Below are 17,453 nucleotides of genomic sequence, written 5' to 3'. Positions count from 1 at the left end.
CTTAACCTCTTGGCTCTTGGTTGCCGACGCTGGCAGCCAGGATCGACAGCACCAGTTGCTGGAAATCCAGCCCGGCGGCACGGGCCGCCATCGGCACCAGGCTGTGATCGGTCATGCCGGGAGCAGTGTTAACTTCCAGGAACCAGAACTGCCCGTCGGCGTCCTGCATCACGTCCGCTCGGCCCCAACCGGCGATACCCAGCGCCTCACACGCCTTGGCGGTGAGGTCCATCAGTTCTTTTTCCTTGGCGGCATCCAGTCCGCAGGGAACGCGGTACTGGGTATCGTTGGCGATGTACTTGGCGTCGTAGTCGTAGAACGTGTGGGGCGTACCCAGCGCAATCGGGGGCAGCACCTGGTCACGCAGGGTGGCGATGGTGAACTCGGGACCGGTGATCCACTGTTCGACCAATACTTGCGAATCGTAGGAACTGGCGTCCTTCCAGGCTGCGGTCAACTCAGGCAGCGAATTCACTTTCGCCATGCCGATACTTGAACCTTCATGGGCCGGTTTGACGATCAAAGGGAAGCCCAGTTCCGTCGCCGCGCAAATACAATCGGCTTCGGACGCCAGCACGGCGTGACGCGGCGTCGGGATCCCGAGGCTGTGCCAGACCTGCTTGGTGCGCAGCTTGTCCATTGCCAGCGCGGACGCGAGGATGCCGCTGCCGGTATAGGGAATGCCCAGGCATTCGAGCAGGCCTTGCATGCTGCCGTCTTCACCGCCACGGCCGTGAAGGATGATGAACGCACGGTCGATCTTTTCGCTGAGCAGGCGCTGCAGGAAATCGTCGCCCACGTCGATGCCGAAGGCGTCGACGCCGGCGCTTTGCAGGGCTTGCAGCACGGCGTTGCCGGATTTGAGGGAGACCTCGCGCTCGGCGCTCTTGCCACCGAACAGCACGGCAACGCGGCCGAAGGCTTTCGGATCGAGGGTCGAGACCAGGTTGGCGTAGGCAGCAGTCATTTCAGTTTCCCCTCGCTGGAGGCCACGATGGCTCCGGCGAATAACGGACTGTTCAACAGTTTCGGGGCCAGGCCACCGATGTCACCGGCACCCTGGCACAGCAGGATGTCGCCGGCGCGCAGCAGCGGCTTGACCAGCGGCGCGAGGTCCACGCCGCGTTCGATGTAGATCGGGTCCAACTGGCCGCGCTGACGGATGCTGTGGCACAGCTGACGGCTGTCAGCGCCGGGAATCGGCTCTTCGCCGGCCGGGTAGACTTCCATCAACAGCAACACGTTGGCGTCGGCCAGCACCTGGACGAAATCGTCATACAGGTCGCGTGTGCGGCTGTAGCGGTGCGGCTGGTAAACCATCACCAGGCGCCGCTCCGGCCAGCCGCCGCGCACGGCCTTGATCACGGCCGCGACTTCGGTCGGATGGTGGCCATAGTCGTCCACCAGCATCACGTTGCCGCCGTCCACCGGCAGTTCGCCGTAGACCTGGAAACGCCGCCCCACGCCCTGGAACCCGGACAGGCCCTGGACGATAGCCTCATCGCTTACGCCTTCGTCGGTGGCGATGCAGATGGTCGCCAAGGCGTTGAGCACGTTGTGGTTGCCCGGCATGTTCACCGACACATCCAACGGCTCGCGCTCAGGACGCAGCACGGTGAAGAACGTCTGCATGCCCTGCTGGCGCACGTTGATGGCGCGAACGTCGGCGTCTTCGCCAAAGCCATAGGTCACGGTCGGTCGCTTGATCAGCGGCAGGATTTCACGCACCACCGGGTCGTCCAGGCACACCACCGCCAGACCGTAGAACGGCAGGTTGTGCAGGAACTCGACGAAGGTTTTCTTCAGTTTGTTGAAGTCACCGTCATACGTCGCCATGTGGTCGGCGTCGATGTTGGTGACGACGGCGACCAGCGGTTGCAGGTGCAGGAAGCTCGCATCGCTCTCGTCGGCTTCGGCAATCAGGTAACGGCTGGTGCCGAGCTGGGCATTGGTGCCCGCAGCGTTCAGACGGCCACCGATCACGAACGTCGGGTCCAGGCCACCGGCGGCGAACACAGAGGCGATCAGGCTGGTGGTGGTGGTCTTGCCGTGGGTGCCGGCGACCGCGATGCCGTGGCGATAACGCATCAGCTCGGCGAGCATTTCGGCACGCGGCACCACGGGAATACGGCGCTCCAGGGCGGTGGCGACTTCCGGGTTGGAGGTGTTCACAGCGCTGGACACTACCAGCACGTCGGCATTGGCGGCGTTCTCGGCACGGTGGCCGATAAAGATTTGCGCACCGAAGGACTCCAGGCGCTCGGTGACCGGGGAAGCCTTCAGGTCGGAACCCGAGACCTGGTAACCCAGGTTCAGCAACACCTCGGCGATCCCGCACATGCCCACGCCGCCGATACCGACGAAGTGGATACGGCGGATACGGCGCATTTCCGGTTGCGGCATGGCTTTGCGATTCTCAACCATGGGCCACCTCCAGGCAGGTATCGACCACTTGGGCCGTGGCATCGGGTTTGGCCAGGCGGCGGGCGGCGCGGGCCATGTCTTCAAGTCGTTGCGGCTGCATCAAAACCTCTGTCAGGCGGGCGGCAAGATCCGCGGCGCCAGTCGTTCTTTGCGGCATCAGGAAGGCAGCGCCTTCACGGGCCAAATAATCGGCGTTACGGGTCTGGTGGTCGTCGATCGCATGGGGCAAAGGCACCAGCATCGAGGGCAGACCGGCGGCAGCCAGTTCACTGATGGTCAGCGCGCCTGCGCGGCAGATCACCAGGTCGGCCCAGCCATAGGCTTGGGCCATGTCTTGGATGAAAGGCTGCACTTGCGCCTCGACGCCAGCGGCGCGGTAGCGCTCGGCGGTCACTTCATCGTGGTTTTTGCCAGCCTGGTGAAACACTTCCGGGCGCAGTTCGGGGGCGACCTGCGACAGGGCTTCGGGCAGCAATTTGTTCAACGGTTCTGCCCCCAGGCTTCCGCCCAGGACCAGCAAACGCGCCTTGCGTCCAGCCAGGGCCGGGCGCGGTGTTTCGAGGAACAGCTCGGTACGCACCGGATTGCCGGTGGTGCGGCGGCTGCCCGACAGGGTAAAGGTGTCGGGAAAGGCTTCACAGACCCGAGCGGCCAACGGCACCAGTAACCGATTGGCGGTACCGGCCACGGCGTTCTGCTCGTGGACGATCACCGGCACGCCGGCCAGTTTTGCCGCAACGCCACCCGGACCGGTCACATAACCACCAAAACCGACCACGCACACCGGCCGCAGCCGACGAATGATCGCCCGCGCCTGCCAGACCGACTTGAGCAGCATCAGCGGTGCCTTGAGCAACGACAGCTTGCCCTTGCCGCGAAGGCCGCTGGCATTGATCCGATGCAACTCCAGGCCTGCGGCCGGCACCAGTTCGTTCTCGATGCCCCGTGGCGTACCCAGCCAGTGCACGGTGTAGCCGCGTGCCTGGAATTCCCGGGCACAGGCCAGCGCCGGGAACACATGCCCACCGGTACCGCCCGCCATGATCAGCACGTTAGCGCCCATGAGTCGGGTCCTCGGCGAAGTCGCTCTCCTGGAATTCCATCTCTTCGCTGCCCAAGTGGGTTCGACTCTCCCATTCGATGCGCAGCAACAGGCCGAGGCAGGCACAGCAGATCACCAGGGAACTGCCGCCATAACTGAGGAACGGCAGGGTCAGGCCCTTGGTCGGCAACAGGCCGACGTTCACACCGATATTGATCAGGAACTGGCCGATCCACAGGAACGACAAGCCATACGCCACATAGGCGGCGAAAAACTGTTTGGCCTTCTCGGCCCACAAGCCGATGTACATGCCGCGCACGCAGACGAACACGAACAGCGCGACGGTGCACAGGGAGCCCACCACACCCAGTTCTTCAGCCAGTACCGAGAACACGAAGTCGGTGTGCGCTTCCGGCAGGTAGAACTGCTTCTGCACGCTGTTGCCCAGGCCCACGCCCAGCCACTCGCCGCGACCGAAGGCAATCAGTGCCTGGGTCAATTGATAGCCGGAGCCGAACTGGTCGGCCCACGGATCGGTAAAGGTGATCAGGCGCGCCATCCGATACGGTTGGGCCTGCACCAGCACCGTCACAGCCGCCACTGCCAGCACCACCATCAAGGTGAAACGGAACAGCCCGACGCCGCCCAGGAACAGCATCGCCGCCGCCGCGCCCATCATCACAACCGTGGCGCCGAAGTCCGGCTCCATCAGCAGCAGGCCTGCCATCGGCAGCAATACGATGAATGGCTTGAAGAAGCCCATCCAGCTCTCGCGTACTTCTTTCTGGCGACGCACCAGGTAGCCGGCGAGGTAGATCACCACGAAAACCTTGGCGATCTCCGAAGGCTGGACGTTGAAGAAGCTGAAGCCAATCCAGCGCATCGAGCCGTTGACCTCACGGCCAATACCCGGCAACAGCACCATCACCAACAGGCCGAAGGCACCGAGCAACATCAGCCAGCCCAGGCGTTGCCAGGTGGCGATCGGCACCATCATGGTGACGATGCACGCGCCCAGGCCAATCACCAGGTAAATCAGGTGGCGGATCATGTGGTAAAGCGTGTTGCCCGACTGCACGGCGGCCACTTCCGACGACGCGGAGGTGATCATCACCAGGCCCAGGCCCAGCAATGCCAGGCAACCAGCGAGCATCGGGAAGTCCAGGTCGATACCGCGACCGGTGATCAGCGGCGACGGGTACGGCTTGATGATGTTCAACAGGTTCATGCCAAGTCCTCCGCCGCCTGGGCGAACAACTGCCCGCGCTCTTCGTAGTTCTTGAACATGTCGAAACTGGCGCAGGCCGGCGACAACAACACCGCGTCGCCCGGTTGAGCAAGGGCGCGGCATTGCTGCACCGCCTCGTCCAGCGAAGCGACGCGAACCAGCGGCACGGCATCGCCCAAGGCCTGGGCGATCAATTCGCGGTCGCGGCCCATCAACACCACGGCGCGGCAGTTGGCGGCCACGGGGTCGCGCAGGTCCTTGAAGTCGGCGCCCTTGCCATCGCCACCGGCAATCAGCACGAGCTTGCCATCAATGTCCGCGCCCAGGCCTTCGATGGCCGCCAGCGCGGCACCGACGTTGGTGGCCTTGGAATCGTTGTACCAGGCCACGCCATCCAGATCGCGTACCCATTGACAGCGGTGCTCAAGGCCGCCGAAGTTGCGAAGGGCCGAAAGCATGGCGTCGAACGGCAGCCCGACCGCGTGCCCCAGCGCCAGCGCGGCCAGGGCGTTGGCCTGGTTGTGGGCGCCACGAATCTTCAATTCGCGTACCGGCATCAGGGCCTGGAATTCAAAGGCCAGGTATTTCTCGCCATTCTCTTCGCGCAACCCGAAGCCTTTGAAATCCGGGACACCGAGGCCGAAGGTCCAGCACGGCAGCCCTTCGCCCATCAACGGGCGGGTCAACGCATCCTGGCGGTTGAACACCACTTGGCGAGCGCCACGGAAAACCCGGTGCTTGGCCAGGTGATAAGCCGGCAGGCCGCTGTAGCGGTCCATGTGGTCTTCGCTGATGTTGAGCACAGTCGCCACTTCGGCGCCAAGATGGTCGGTGGTTTCAAGCTGGAAGCTCGACAGCTCCATGACGTACAGCTCGATGTCATCACTGAGCAGGTCCAGCGCCGGGGTACCCAGGTTACCGCCGACCGCGACGCGTTTGCCGGCCGCCGCGGCCATTTCACCGACCAGGGTGGTCACGGTGCTTTTCGCGTTGGAGCCGGTGATGGCGACAATCGGCGCCTTCGCGTTACGCGCGAACAGTTCGATATCGCCGGACAGCTTCACGCCACGGGCGGCGGCAGCCTGCAGGGCCGGGGTCGCCAGGGCCAGGCCGGGGCTCACGTAGAGCTCGTCGGCGCGGCACAGGAACTCGACGTCCAGCTCGCCACAACGCACGTCCACCTGTGGATAGTCACGGCGCAGCGTGGCCAGCTCAGGCGGATTTTCCCGCGTATCGGCCACGGCAAACGACACGCCCCGGTTCGCCAGGAAGCGAACCAGGGACATGCCGCTCTTGCCGAGGCCGACAACGATGCGGAAGTGGTCAGAAGCGATCAGGGACACTCGTTCTACCTCAGCTTCAGGGTGGCAAGGCCGATCAGCACCAGAATCACGGTGATGATCCAGAAACGGACGATCACGCGTGGCTCGGGCCAGCCCTTGAGTTCAAAGTGGTGGTGGATCGGCGCCATGCGGAATACGCGGCGGCCGGTCAATTTAAAGGAGGCAACCTGAATGACGACTGACAGGGTCTCCATCACGAACACACCGCCCATGATGAACAGGACGATTTCCTGGCGAACGATCACGGCAATAGTGCCCAGGGCCGCGCCCAGCGCCAGGGCGCCGACGTCGCCCATGAAGACTTGCGCCGGGTAGGTGTTGAACCACAGGAAGCCGAGGCCGGCACCGATCAGCGCACCGCAGAATACGATCAGCTCGCCCGCGCCAGGCACATAAGGAATCAGCAGGTATTCGGCGAATTTCACGTTACCCGACAGGTAGCAGAAAATCCCCAGGGCGCCGCCAACCATGACCGTAGGCATGATCGCCAGGCCGTCGAGGCCGTCGGTGAGGTTGACCGCGTTACTCGAACCGACGATGACCAGGTAAGTCAGCACGATGAAACCTGCGCCAAGCGCAATGCTGTAGTCCTTGAGCATCGGCAGGATCAGGGTGGTTTCCACCGGCGAGGCGGCGGTCATGTAAAGGAAGATCGCCGCGCCGAGGCCGAACACCGATTGCCAGAAATACTTCCAGCGGCTTGGAAGCCCACGGGAGTTCTTTTCGATGACCTTGCGGTAGTCGTCGACCCAACCGATGGCGCCGAAGAACAAGGTCACCAGCAGCACGACCCAGACGTAACGGTTCGCCAGGTCGGCCCAGAGCAAGGTGCTGATGCCGATGGAGGACAGGATCAGCGCGCCGCCCATGGTCGGCGTGCCGGACTTGGACAGGTGCGACTGCGGGCCGTCGTTACGGACCGACTGGCCGATCTGCAGGTTCTGCAGGGTGCGAATCATCCACGGGCCCAGGAACAGCGACAACGACAGCGCGGTCAGCACACCCAGGATCCCGCGCAGGGTCAGGTACTGGAAGACCGCGAAGCCTTTGTGGAACTGTTGCAGGTACTCCGCTAGCAGCAGCAGCATTAATGTTTCTCCATACGGGTGCCGCACAAAGCCGCGACGATGTTTTCCATCGCCGCACTGCGTGAGCCCTTGATCAATAAGGTGGTGTTCGGGTCTTGCTCGGCACCCAGGGCCTGGATCAGCTCGGCCTGGGTCGTGAAATGCTGTGCGTGCTCGCCAAACGCCGCGACCGCATGGGCCATCATCGGGCCGACGGCATACAGCGCATCGACCTTGCCACGCGCATACGCGCCGACGTCGTGATGGCCTTGCTGCGCCCACTCGCCCAGTTCACCGATATCGCCGAGCACCAGCACGGTACGACCGGAGAAACCGGCGAGGATATCCACGGCCGCGCACATCGAGGTCGGGTTGGCGTTGTAGGTGTCGTCGATGACGCGCATGCCATTGCTGGCCAGTTGCGCGACGGAGCGCCCCTTGACCGGTTGCACCGCGTTCAACCCGGCGACGATGCCCGGCAGCGATACACCCAATGCATGGGCGGCAGCCGCGGCGGCCAGGGCATTGGCAACGTTATGGGTGCCCAGCAGGTTCAACTGCACGCGCTCTGCCCCGTCCGGGCTATGGAGGTTGAAGGCCGGGCAACCGCGGGCATCGCGATCCAGGTCGCTGGCATAGAAATTCGCGGCGAGGTTGCTCAGAGCAAAGGTCAGCACCTTGCGCTCGCCCGCCCGGGCCTTCCAGATTTCGAAGGCCTTGTCGTCGAGATTCAGCACGGCGACGCCATTGGCATCCAGCCCCTCGATGATCTCGCCCTTGGCCTCGACGATTTTTTCCGGGCCGCCGAACTCGCCGACATGGGCGGTCCCGGCGTTGTTGAGCACCGCCACGTGGGGCTTGGTCATCGCCACGGTGTAGGCGATCTCGCCGAGCCGCGAAGCACCCAGTTCGATGACGGCGGCGCTGTGCTCCGGTGCAAGTTCGAGCAAGGTCAGCGGCACGCCAAGGTCATTGTTCAGGTTGCCACGGGTCGCCAACACCGAACCGCGGGTGCGCAGGATGCTGGCAAGCATTTCCTTGACCGTGGTCTTGCCGCTGGAGCCGGTGATGGCCGCAACGGGGTGGGCAAACGCCGCACGGTTCAGCGCACCGAGCTGGCCCAGCGCCTGGCGAGTGTCGCTGACCAGCAATTGCGGCAGCGTGCTATTGGTCACTTCATGCTCGACCAACGCCGCGACCGCGCCTTTGGCGGCCACTTCATTCAGGTAATCATGTCCATCGAAACGCGGCCCGGCCAGGGCAACGAACAATTGGCCCGGCGCGATCGCCCGGCTGTCGATGCTGACGCCGTTGAAACTGGCGTCTGCGGCAACCAGGCGCGCATTCAGGGCATTGGTCAGTTCGCCGAGTTTCCAGGCCTTAAGCATGGGCCACCTCCCATGCGGTCAATGCGTGATCGGCTTCCACCAGATCGGAGAACGGGTGGCGCTCGCCGTTGATTTCCTGGTAATCCTCGTGACCCTTGCCAGCCAGGACGATGACATCGTCCGCCGAAGCACTGGCGATCAACTGGCCGATGGCCTGGCCGCGACCGGCGACGAAGGTGACGTTATCCACCTCGGTAAAGCCGGCGCGAATGTCGTCGAAAATCCGCAATGGGTCTTCGCTGCGCGGGTTGTCGTCAGTAACGAGCACGCCGTCCGCCAGCCGCTCCACGACTTCGGCCATCAACGGGCGCTTGCCACGATCGCGATCGCCGCCGCAGCCGAACAGGCACAGCAGCCGGCCCTTGGCGTGAGGACGCAGGGCCGTGAGGACTTTTTCCAACGCGTCCGGGGTGTGGGCGTAATCGACGACCACCAACGGTTGAGTCCCGCCGCCCAGGCGCTGCATGCGTCCGGCCGGGCCTTCGAGCTTCGGCAGCACCTTGAGGATTTCATCGAGTGCATAATCCAGCCCGAGCAAGGCGCCGATAGCGGCCAATACGTTGCTCAGGTTGAAGCGGCCCAGCAAAGTGCTGCGCAAATGGTGTTCACCCTGGGGGGTGACCAACGTGGCGCGCACGCCCTCGTCGTCGAACTGTGCCTGGCGTACATAAAGGTAGGCGCTGGCGTCTTCGAGGCTGTAGGTGATCAAGCGCGATTCGCGGGACTCGGCGGCCAGTTGCCGGCCAAACTCGTCATCGATATTGATGACCCGGCATTTCAGGTTGTTCCAGGCAAACAGTTTGGCCTTGGCCTCGCCATAAGCCTGCATCGTGCCGTGGTAATCCAGATGATCGCGGGACAGGTTGGTCAGCACGGCAACGTCGAAGGCCAGGGCGGTGACGCGACCTTGATCGAGGCCATGGGAAGAGACTTCCATCGCAACGGCCTTGGCACCGGCCTTCTTCAGGTCGGCCAGGGTCGCCTGCACGGCAATCGGGTTTGGCGTGGTGTGCAATCCGCTCTGCAGCGCGCCGTGAAAACCGTTGCCCAGCGTCCCGACGATGCCGCAATGCTGCCCGAGCAGGTCCAGCGCCTGGGCCACCAGTTGGGTCACGCTGGTCTTGCCGTTGGTACCGGTCACGCCGATCAGGTTCAGGTGCCGGCTCGGCTCGCCATAAAAGCGCCCGGCGATGTCCGACAACTGCGCCGCCAAGCCCTTGACTGGTATCAGCGGGACGTCGGTAATGGGCAGCACGGTTGCGCCGTTGACTTCATAGGCTACCGCGGCCGCTCCGCGCTTCAAGGCGTCGGCGATGTGGTCACGGCCATCGACGCGAGCGCCCGGCACCGCCAGGAACAGGTCCCCGGCACGCACGTCGCGACTGTCCAGCGCCAATTCGCGAATCAGCAGGTCATGGCCGGCATGGGCAAAAATCTTGTTCAGGCTCAGGGACATCAGCCACGCCCTCCTTCGGCTTTCAAGGGAATGACCGGTGCGGTGTTGGCCTGCTGGGTCGGTGGCAGGTTATCCGGGGTAACGTTCATCAGGCGCAGGGTGCCGGACATCACTTTGCTGAACACCGGAGCGGAAACCAGGCCGCCGAAATAACCGGCCTTGCTCGGCTCGTCGATGACCACCACGATGGCGTAGCGCGGGTCGCTCATCGGACCGAAGCCGGCGAACAGCGAGCGATAGGAGTTCTCGGCATAACCCTTGGTGCCCACGGATGTCTTGCGCGCCGTACCGGACTTGCCGGCAACGTGGTAAGCCGGCACTTGGGCACGATAGACACCGCGCGGCGCCTCGATCACCTGTTGCAACATGCCTTGCATGGTCTTGGCGACGTCTTCCGGAATCACTTGGGTGGTTTGCGGCGCCTTGTCGGTCTTGATCAACGTCAGCGGTGCGATCCGACCGTTGTTGGCCAGCGCCGAGAAGGCGTGGACGAGCTGGATCGCCGTCACGGAAACACCGTAGCCATAGGACAGCGTGGCGGTTTCAGCCTTGCGCCATTCGCGGTAGTTGGGCAGGTTGCCGACGCGCTCGCCCGGGAAGCCCAGGCCGGTATCCTGGCCGAGGCCGATTTTCTGTGCCAGACGATAAATCGCCTCGCCACCGATATCGAAGGCGATCTTGCTCATGCCGACGTTACTGGAGTTGATCAGGATGCCAGTCAGGTCGAGCACCGGGCCTTCGGTCTTGGACACGTCACGAATGGTGTACTTGCCGATCTGCAGGGTCCCCGGATACACCTCGACGGTGTCGCCCGGCTTCCAGCGCCCGGTTTCCAGGGCAGCGGCCATGGACACGGCCTTCATGGTCGAACCCGGCTCGAACACGTCGATCATCGCGCGGTTGCGCATCATCGCCGGTTGCAGGTTGCGGCGGTTGTTCGGGTTGTAGGTCGGCTGGTTGACCATGGCGAGGATTTCGCCGGTCTTCACGTCCATGATCACCAGGCTGCCGGCCTTGGCACCGTTCTCGACGATGGCATTGCGCAGCTCGCGGTTGGCCAGGTATTGCAGGCGCAGGTCAATGGACAACGCCAAGGGCTTTCCGGCCTTGGCGTTTTTGGTGACTTGGACATCCTTGATCAGCCGGCCGCGCCGGTCCTTGATGACCTGGCGCTTGCCGGCGACCCCGGCGAGCCATTCGTCATAGGCCAGTTCGACCCCTTCGCGCCCTCGATCATCGATATCGGTAAAGCCGACCATGTGGGCCGTGACTTCTCCGGCCGGGTAGAAACGCCGGAACTCTTCGATGCCGTAGACACCGGGCACTTTCAGATCGAGCACACTCTGGCCTTGCTCGGGCGTCAACCCGCGCACCAGGTAGATGAATTCTTTGTTCGCCTGGGCTTCAAGACGCTCGGCCAGGGCCTTGGGGTCCTGGCCAAGGGCAGCGGCCAATGCCGGCCACTTTTCCTTGGCCTGCTGCATTTCCTTGGCGTTCGCCCACAACGTCGTCACCGGCGTACTCACGGCCAATGGTTCGCCATTGCGGTCGGTGATCAGGCCACGGTGGGCGGGGATCGGAATATGACGCACGCTGCGCGCATCGCCCTGCTCCTTGAGAAAGTCACGATCGACGACCTGCAGGTCGATGATGCGCCACGAAATCGCCGCAACCATGAGCCCGAGCAGGCTCAGGACCAGACGAAACCGCCACGGGAACAGCGCACCTTCGAGTTTCATCATGGCGCCACCATCTGCACTTCGGCGGCGCCGGGGATGCGCATTTTCAGTTGTTCGGTGGCCAATACTTCGATGCGACTATGGGCCGTCCAGGTACTCTGCTCCAGGATCAACCGGCCCCACTCGGCCTGCGCCTTGTCGCGCACGCTCAGCTCGCTATAAAGAGTGTTGAGCAACTGCCGGTTCCAGTGCGCGCTATAGGACACGGCGATGGCCGACACGAGCACGCCCACGAACAACAGCAGCATGAAAAAGCTGCCGCCCGGCAGGGGCTTGGCGAAGAGCTTGCTCACCGCAACTTCTCCGCGACACGCATGACGGCGCTACGGGCGCGTGGGTTGGCCTTGAGTTCGGCTTCGGAGGCGAACTGCGCTTTGCCGTGGATCTTGATTTTCGGTACGAAAGCCTCGAAACGCACCGGCAGGTTGCGCGGCAGGTTATCGGCTTCGCCTTTGGTGAGCTTGCGCATGAACAGCTTGACGATGCGGTCTTCCAGGGAATGGAAGCTGATCACCACCAGCCGGCCACCGATCTCCAGCGCCTCAAGGGCGGCTTCGAGACCCACTTCCAGGTCGCCCAGTTCGTTATTGACGTGGATGCGCAAACCCTGGAAAGCACGGGTCGCCGGGTTCTTGCCCTTCTCCCATGCGGGGTTGGCAACCTTCAGCACTTCGGCCAGGTCACCGGTGCGTTCGAAAGGCTTGATTTCGCGGCGTTCGACCACGGCACGGGCCATGCGGCCGGAGAAACGCTCTTCACCGTATTCTTTAAAGACACGGGCGATTTCTTCCACTGGCGCGGTGTTGACGAATTCGGCGGCACTGATGCCGCGGGACGGGTCCATGCGCATGTCCAACGGACCGTCATTGAGGAAACTGAAGCCGCGCTCCGGGTCATCCAGTTGCGGCGACGACACGCCCAGGTCGAGCAGCACGCCACTGACTTTGCCGGCCAGGCCACGCTCGGCGACTTCGGCGCCCAGCTCGGCAAAGCTGCGCTGCACAACGACAAAGCGGCCGTCTTCGGCCGCCAGCGCTTGCCCGGTGGCAATCGCTTGAGGATCCTTGTCAAACCCCAGCAATCGACCGTCCGGACCGAGCTGGCTGAGAATCAGCCGGCTGTGTCCGCCACGCCCGAACGTACCATCCAGATAGCAGCCATCAGGACGTACGGCGAGAGCCTCGACGGCCTCGTCAAGCAGTACGGTGATGTGGTTAAAGCCGCTATCAATAGTCACAGGATCAAATCACGCAGTTCATCAGGCATGGCGCCCGGTTGTTGAATAGCAGCGAGGTCAGCGGCAGAAACCGCATTCCAGGCATCTTCGTCCCACAGTTGGAACTTGTTCAGTTGACCGACCAGCATCGCGCGCTTGTCCAGCTTGGCGTACTCGCGCAGGCGCGGCGGCACCAGGAAACGACCGCTGCCGTCGAGCTCGAGGTCGACGGCATTACCAATCAGCAAGCGTTGCAGACGGCGGTTTTCTTCACGCAGCGAAGGCAAGGCGCGCAGCTTGGTTTCGATGATTTCCCACTCATCCAGCGGATAAACGCACAAACATGGGTCAACAGCGTCGATCGTGACGATTAACTGCCCGGAACTTCGCGAAACGAGCTCGTCACGATACCGGCTGGGCATGGCGAGCCGGCCTTTTGCATCGAGACTGATAGCGTTAGCTCCGCGAAACACGTCAGCGTTTCTCCACTTTTTTGCGTTTTACCTTCAAAAAAACCCACTTCGTGCCACTTTCCGCCACTTGCGCACACTATAGGAATGCGCCCACCGCACCGTCAAGGCGCGGGATGAAGGAAAAGCCTTATAGATCGGAGATTTAGGAGCGTTTCAGGAGGGGCAACAAGAATTTGGCGTAGGAAATTTCGCTCCAACCTGAGGCAGCACAGGGGACTGCGCGCACAAGTTAAAGTGATTTGTTAAGAGTAAGATTTTTTTGGTATTAGGAACTGCGTCTGCCTTTGATTCCGGCAGGGAGGGGAAGGTGGAGAGTCGATCTGTAAGCCGGGTTCTGTCTTGAACAGTCATTCGTCTACGATGGCCATCACTGGACATCTTTAGCAACCTACCCGGTCCCAGCGCGGGCCACGCCTTGGGACCCTATTTGGTCTTGCTCCAAGTGGGGTTTACCTAGCCACGAACTGTTGCCAGCCGTGCGGTGCGCTCTTACCGCACCTTTTCACCCTTACCGGCACCGAAGCGCTTAGGCGGTTATTTTCTGTGGCACTTTCCGTAGGCTCACGCCTCCCAGGCATTACCTGGCACTTCGCCCTATGGAGCCCGGACTTTCCTCCCCCCCCTAATTTTCATAGAGGGCAGCGACTGTCCGATCGACTCTCCGCCGCGAAGGTTAACGGCAGAGCGCCTCAAGAACAAGCGGTAAAAGCCCTTGGCCAGCCCGACACCCCGGTTTCATTGGCCTTTCTGTTTTTCCAACGCGACCTGATACAGCACATTCTTGCGCTCGCCTGTGATCTGCGCGGCAAGGGCTGCGGCGCGCTTGAGGGGCATCTCTTCCAGTAACAGATCGAGCACGCGCATCGCCTCGCTGCTGACCGCATCTTCGTTTTCAGGCGGCGTCCAACCCGCCACCAGCACGACACACTCGCCACGCTGCTGATTGCTGTCGTTCTCGACGAAGGCCCGCAGCTCTGCCAATGGCAGGCCCTTGAGGGTTTCAAAAGTCTTGGTCAACTCACGGGCCAACAACGCCTGGCGCTCGGGACCGAACACCTGCTCCATGTCTTGCAGGCATTCCAGAATGCGGTGCGGCGCCTCATAGAAAATCAGTGTACGAGGCTCTTCCTTTATAGCTTCCAGACGCGCTCGCCGCCCCACCGCCTTGGCCGGCAGGAAACCTTCGAAAATGAAACGGTCGGACGGCAAGCCGGCCGCCGACAGCGCCGCAATCAACGCGCAAGCCCCCGGCACCGGCACCACATTGATGCCGGCAGCGCGGGCCTGGCGCACCAGGTGATAACCCGGATCGGAAATCAGCGGCGTGCCGGCATCGGAAATCAGCGCCACGTTATCACCTGCCAACAGCCGGGTGATGAACCGACTGCCTTCGTCCCGCTCATTGTGCTCATGGCACGCCGCCAACGGCGTCGAAATCCCGAAATGCTGCAGCAGGCGTTGGGAATGGCGCGTGTCTTCGGCGGCGATAAGAGCCACCTCCCTCAGGATCTTCAGTGCCCGGGCGCTGATATCGTCCAGGTTGCCGATGGGCGTCGCCACCACATAAAGCGAGCCGGCAGCGGAATTCAAAGCACCTGGAGCAGTCAAAACGCGTACCTCATGATCGGTAAAACGGCCATTGTAGCGTGTTGCGGCGAGGGGATTTAGCGAAACGTCGCACCGCCCCACAGGTATGGTGCTTCCACCGAGTGAGTGACGTCTTTTGTGCTGCGCCGCACCCTTTGAAATACCTAAATCAATCGATTCACACCAGTAACATCGCGCCCCGGCCAGTGCTTGGGTACAATTCGACGCTAATTTGATCTCGTATCAGGAACACTTACATGATCGCTTGCCTGCGGCTGCTCTCCGCCCTCTGCCTCGCTGCCCTACTGGCGGCTTGCGCCAGCTCGCCTTCGTCCAGCCTTGGCGAACTCCCACGGACCCCGGATGCCAGTATCGAGCAACTGCTCGAACAGGCCACCCAAAGCAAAACACCGGAAAAAGCCGCCCTGTTGCGCCTGAGCGCCGCAGACCTGGCGTACCGCCAGGGCAATGCCGGCCAGTCCGCACAGATCCTGCAGCAGGTGCCGATGGAGCAACTCAAGCCCGGCCAGCAGATTTTCGCCAGCACGTTGTCGGCCGAACTGGCAATGACCCGCAACCAGCCCAAGGCAGCGCTGACGTCCCTGGGCCATCCGAGCCTGCAACACCTGAGCGAAATGCCAGTAGAACAGCAGGTCCGCACCGGCACCGTTCGTGCTCGCGCCCTTGAGGCAGATGGCCAGACATTGGCCGCCGCCAAGGAACGGATCTTCATTGCCCCGTTGCTGGAAGGCGAAGCCGCGGCGAAAAACCACGAAGCGATCTGGTCACTGATCGCCTCGCTGCCTACCGACCAACTGCAACCGACCACCACCGATGACCTCGGCGGCTGGCTGAGCCTGGCCAAGTCCGTGAAAACAGCCGGCACCTTGGAGCAACAACAGGCCGCCATCGATAGCTGGCGCGAACAGAACCCGAAACACCCGGCCGCGCTACAACTGCCGACTCCCCTGATCAAGCTCAAGGAACTGGCAAGCCAGCCGCTCAACAAGATCGCCTTGCTGCTGCCGCAGAACGGCCCGCTGGCTTCCGTTGCCAAAGCCCTGCGCGAAGGCTTCATGGCCGCGCACTACCAGGCGCAACAGGCCGGGCAGAAGCCGCCAAGCATCCAGATCTACGACAGCGCCAGCCTGACCTCCATGGATGAGTTCTACCGCAAGGCCCAGGCCGACGGCGTACAGCTGGTGGTCGGCCCGCTGGAAAAACCACTGGTCAAGCAGATCGCCACTCGCCCACAGTTGCCGATCACCACCCTGGCGCTGAACTACAGCGAAGGCGAACAAGGCCCACCCCAACTGTTCCAGTTCGGCCTGGCCCCGGAAGATGAGGCCCGCGAAGTATCCCGTCGCGCCCGCGCCGACGGCCTGCATCGTGCCGCCGCGATGGTGCCGAAAGGCGAATGGGGCGATCGTGTATTGAAAGCCTTCAGCCAGGACTGGCAGGCCAACGGCGGGACCATCGTTGCGATCGAGCGCGTCGACCAACCAGTGCAGCTGGCCCAGCAGATCGCCGACATGTTCCAGCTGCGCCAGAGCGAAGGTCGCGCCAAGAGCCTGCAAAACACCGTAGGCACCGCAGTGGCGGCCCAGCCTTCGCGTCGCCAGGACATCGAGTTCATTTTCCTGGCATCGACGCCACAGCAAGCCCAGCAGATCAAGCCGACCCTGAACTTCCAGTACGCTGGCGACGTGCCGGTCTACGCCACCTCTTCAGTGTTCAGTGTCAGCGGCGACCAGAACCAATACAACGACATGAACGGTGTGCGGTTCTGCGAAACACCATGGCTGCTCGACGCCAACGATCCGCTGCGCCAGCAAGTCACTGCACAATGGCCCCAGGCCGGTGGAAGCCTGGGCCGACTGTATGCGATGGGTGCCGACGCCTATCGACTCGCCCCGCGCCTTGGCCAGCTCAAGGCGTTGCCGGACAGCCGCATCGAAGGCCTGTCGGGTAGCCTGGCGATTTCGTCGACCCAACGCGTGCAACGTCAATTGCCGTGGGCCCAATTCATCAATGGCCAGGTGCAGCGCCTGCCGGATACCCAGCGCTGATGCCCGACCGATCACACTTGCAAAGCGGAAAGAATGCCGAGGGCCAAGCCCTCGCGCATCTGCAGCGAAAGGGCTTGCGCTTGCTGGCGCAGAACTGGTTGTGTAAGCGCGGCGAGCTGGATCTGGTCATGCTTGACGGCGATACAGTAGTATTCGTCGAAGTCCGCTACAGAAAAAATACCCAATGGGGCGGCGCGCTCGACAGCATCGACGAGCGCAAGCGCCGGAAGTTGATTTTCGCCGCGCAGTACTTTCTGCAACGCGAGTCTCGCTGGGCCGATTACCCCTGCCGCTTCGACGTGGTCGCCATCGACAGCAATGCCGACCAGTTGAACTGGCTGCAGAACGCCTTCGACAGTTGAACGCCCAGCCAAGCCGGACACCTTCATTTAACTTTTTTGCTCTTTGCTTTGCGCGCCGC

Annotated in this window: 15 protein-coding genes and 1 other RNA gene; 2 read left to right on the top strand and 14 right to left on the bottom strand. The window is 62.7% G+C overall.

Going from position 1 to position 17,453, the window contains the following annotated elements; translation table 11 throughout:
• Position 1: 1 nt before the first annotated feature.
• The 14 genes from JZ00_RS13845 to rsmI form a co-directional block, all read right to left on the bottom strand.
• Positions 2–967 carry a D-alanine--D-alanine ligase gene (locus JZ00_RS13845; RefSeq protein WP_039591548.1) on the bottom strand — a complete coding sequence of 322 codons (966 nt, stop codon included), beginning with the start codon at positions 965–967 and terminating at the stop codon, positions 2–4.
• A complete protein-coding gene (gene murC / locus JZ00_RS13840; RefSeq protein ID WP_039591549.1) occupies positions 964–2,424 on the bottom strand; it encodes a UDP-N-acetylmuramate--L-alanine ligase in 1,461 nt (486 codons plus the stop codon). Before murC ends, JZ00_RS13845 begins: the two co-directional genes overlap by 4 nt.
• Positions 2,417–3,487, bottom strand: coding sequence for an undecaprenyldiphospho-muramoylpentapeptide beta-N-acetylglucosaminyltransferase (murG, locus tag JZ00_RS13835; protein WP_039591550.1), 1,071 nt, complete (start codon positions 3,485–3,487; stop codon positions 2,417–2,419). Before murG ends, murC begins: the two co-directional genes overlap by 8 nt.
• Positions 3,477–4,694: a putative lipid II flippase FtsW gene (gene ftsW, locus JZ00_RS13830; protein ID WP_039591551.1), complete on the bottom strand. Its 1,218-nt coding sequence runs from the start codon at positions 4,692–4,694 to the stop codon at positions 3,477–3,479. The genes murG and ftsW overlap by 11 nt, the downstream gene beginning before the upstream one ends.
• Positions 4,691–6,037 (bottom strand): UDP-N-acetylmuramoyl-L-alanine--D-glutamate ligase, encoded by a 1,347-nt coding sequence (murD, locus tag JZ00_RS13825; RefSeq protein ID WP_039591552.1) that lies wholly within the window; start codon positions 6,035–6,037, stop codon positions 4,691–4,693. The genes ftsW and murD overlap by 4 nt, the downstream gene beginning before the upstream one ends.
• Positions 6,038–6,042: 5 nt before the next feature.
• Positions 6,043–7,125, bottom strand: a complete 1,083-nt coding sequence (gene mraY / locus JZ00_RS13820; protein ID WP_039591553.1) for a phospho-N-acetylmuramoyl-pentapeptide-transferase — start codon at positions 7,123–7,125, stop codon at positions 6,043–6,045.
• The gene (locus tag JZ00_RS13815; protein WP_039591554.1) at positions 7,125–8,492 is read right to left on the bottom strand and encodes a UDP-N-acetylmuramoyl-tripeptide--D-alanyl-D-alanine ligase; all 1,368 of its coding nucleotides are present in this window, start codon (positions 8,490–8,492) and stop codon (positions 7,125–7,127) included. The genes mraY and JZ00_RS13815 overlap by 1 nt, the downstream gene beginning before the upstream one ends.
• On the bottom strand, positions 8,485–9,948 hold the full coding sequence (locus JZ00_RS13810; RefSeq protein ID WP_039591555.1) for a UDP-N-acetylmuramoyl-L-alanyl-D-glutamate--2,6-diaminopimelate ligase: 1,464 nt from the start codon (positions 9,946–9,948) through the stop codon (positions 8,485–8,487). The genes JZ00_RS13815 and JZ00_RS13810 overlap by 8 nt, the downstream gene beginning before the upstream one ends.
• Positions 9,948–11,687 (bottom strand): peptidoglycan D,D-transpeptidase FtsI family protein, encoded by a 1,740-nt coding sequence (locus JZ00_RS13805; RefSeq protein ID WP_200900488.1) that lies wholly within the window; start codon positions 11,685–11,687, stop codon positions 9,948–9,950. Before JZ00_RS13805 ends, JZ00_RS13810 begins: the two co-directional genes overlap by 1 nt.
• On the bottom strand, positions 11,687–11,980 hold the full coding sequence (gene ftsL, locus JZ00_RS13800; RefSeq protein WP_039591557.1) for a cell division protein FtsL: 294 nt from the start codon (positions 11,978–11,980) through the stop codon (positions 11,687–11,689). Before ftsL ends, JZ00_RS13805 begins: the two co-directional genes overlap by 1 nt.
• On the bottom strand, positions 11,977–12,924 hold the full coding sequence (gene rsmH / locus JZ00_RS13795; protein ID WP_039591558.1) for a 16S rRNA (cytosine(1402)-N(4))-methyltransferase RsmH: 948 nt from the start codon (positions 12,922–12,924) through the stop codon (positions 11,977–11,979). Before rsmH ends, ftsL begins: the two co-directional genes overlap by 4 nt.
• The gene (gene mraZ / locus JZ00_RS13790) at positions 12,921–13,376 is read right to left on the bottom strand and encodes a division/cell wall cluster transcriptional repressor MraZ (protein WP_003205355.1); all 456 of its coding nucleotides are present in this window, start codon (positions 13,374–13,376) and stop codon (positions 12,921–12,923) included. Before mraZ ends, rsmH begins: the two co-directional genes overlap by 4 nt.
• Positions 13,377–13,683: 307 nt before the next feature.
• Positions 13,684–14,037, bottom strand: an RNA gene (gene rnpB / locus JZ00_RS29730) — RNase P RNA component class A.
• Positions 14,038–14,111: 74 nt separating this feature from the next.
• Entirely contained in the window at positions 14,112–14,984 is an 873-nt protein-coding gene (gene rsmI, locus JZ00_RS13785; protein WP_039591559.1) for a 16S rRNA (cytidine(1402)-2'-O)-methyltransferase, read from the bottom strand.
• A gap of 236 nt (positions 14,985–15,220) precedes the next feature.
• Here rsmI and JZ00_RS13780 point away from each other — a divergent pair, with 236 nt between their 5' ends.
• Complete coding sequence (locus JZ00_RS13780) at positions 15,221–17,032, top strand: penicillin-binding protein activator (protein ID WP_039591560.1); 1,812 nt, start codon at positions 15,221–15,223, stop codon at positions 17,030–17,032.
• A complete protein-coding gene (locus JZ00_RS13775; RefSeq protein WP_039591561.1) occupies positions 17,032–17,394 on the top strand; it encodes a YraN family protein in 363 nt (120 codons plus the stop codon). The genes JZ00_RS13780 and JZ00_RS13775 overlap by 1 nt, the downstream gene beginning before the upstream one ends.
• Positions 17,395–17,453: the final 59 nt, after the last annotated feature.

Source organism: Pseudomonas frederiksbergensis (assembly GCF_000802155.2).
Taxonomy (GTDB): domain Bacteria; phylum Pseudomonadota; class Gammaproteobacteria; order Pseudomonadales; family Pseudomonadaceae; genus Aquipseudomonas; species Aquipseudomonas frederiksbergensis_A.
The sequence above is the reverse complement of the archived record's forward strand: the minus strand, read 5'-3'. Positions and strand labels throughout refer to the sequence as shown.

What these genes read in the sequence shown, in the direction of transcription:
- JZ00_RS13845 (WP_039591548.1), bottom strand. Translation starts at nt 967, where the DNA reads ATGACTGCTGCCTACGCCAACCTGGTCTCGACCCTCGATCCGAAAGCC.
- murC (WP_039591549.1), bottom strand. Translation starts at nt 2,424, where the DNA reads ATGGTTGAGAATCGCAAAGCCATGCCGCAACCGGAAATGCGCCGTATC.
- murG (WP_039591550.1), bottom strand. Translation starts at nt 3,487, where the DNA reads ATGGGCGCTAACGTGCTGATCATGGCGGGCGGTACCGGTGGGCATGTG.
- ftsW (WP_039591551.1), bottom strand. Translation starts at nt 4,694, where the DNA reads ATGAACCTGTTGAACATCATCAAGCCGTACCCGTCGCCGCTGATCACC.
- mraY (WP_039591553.1), bottom strand. Translation starts at nt 7,125, where the DNA reads ATGCTGCTGCTGCTAGCGGAGTACCTGCAACAGTTCCACAAAGGCTTC.
- JZ00_RS13815 (WP_039591554.1), bottom strand. Translation starts at nt 8,492, where the DNA reads ATGCTTAAGGCCTGGAAACTCGGCGAACTGACCAATGCCCTGAATGCG.
- JZ00_RS13810 (WP_039591555.1), bottom strand. Translation starts at nt 9,948, where the DNA reads ATGTCCCTGAGCCTGAACAAGATTTTTGCCCATGCCGGCCATGACCTG.
- JZ00_RS13805 (WP_200900488.1), bottom strand. Translation starts at nt 11,687, where the DNA reads ATGAAACTCGAAGGTGCGCTGTTCCCGTGGCGGTTTCGTCTGGTCCTG.
- JZ00_RS13780 (WP_039591560.1), top strand. Translation starts at nt 15,221, where the DNA reads ATGATCGCTTGCCTGCGGCTGCTCTCCGCCCTCTGCCTCGCTGCCCTA.
- JZ00_RS13775 (WP_039591561.1), top strand. Translation starts at nt 17,032, where the DNA reads ATGCCCGACCGATCACACTTGCAAAGCGGAAAGAATGCCGAGGGCCAA.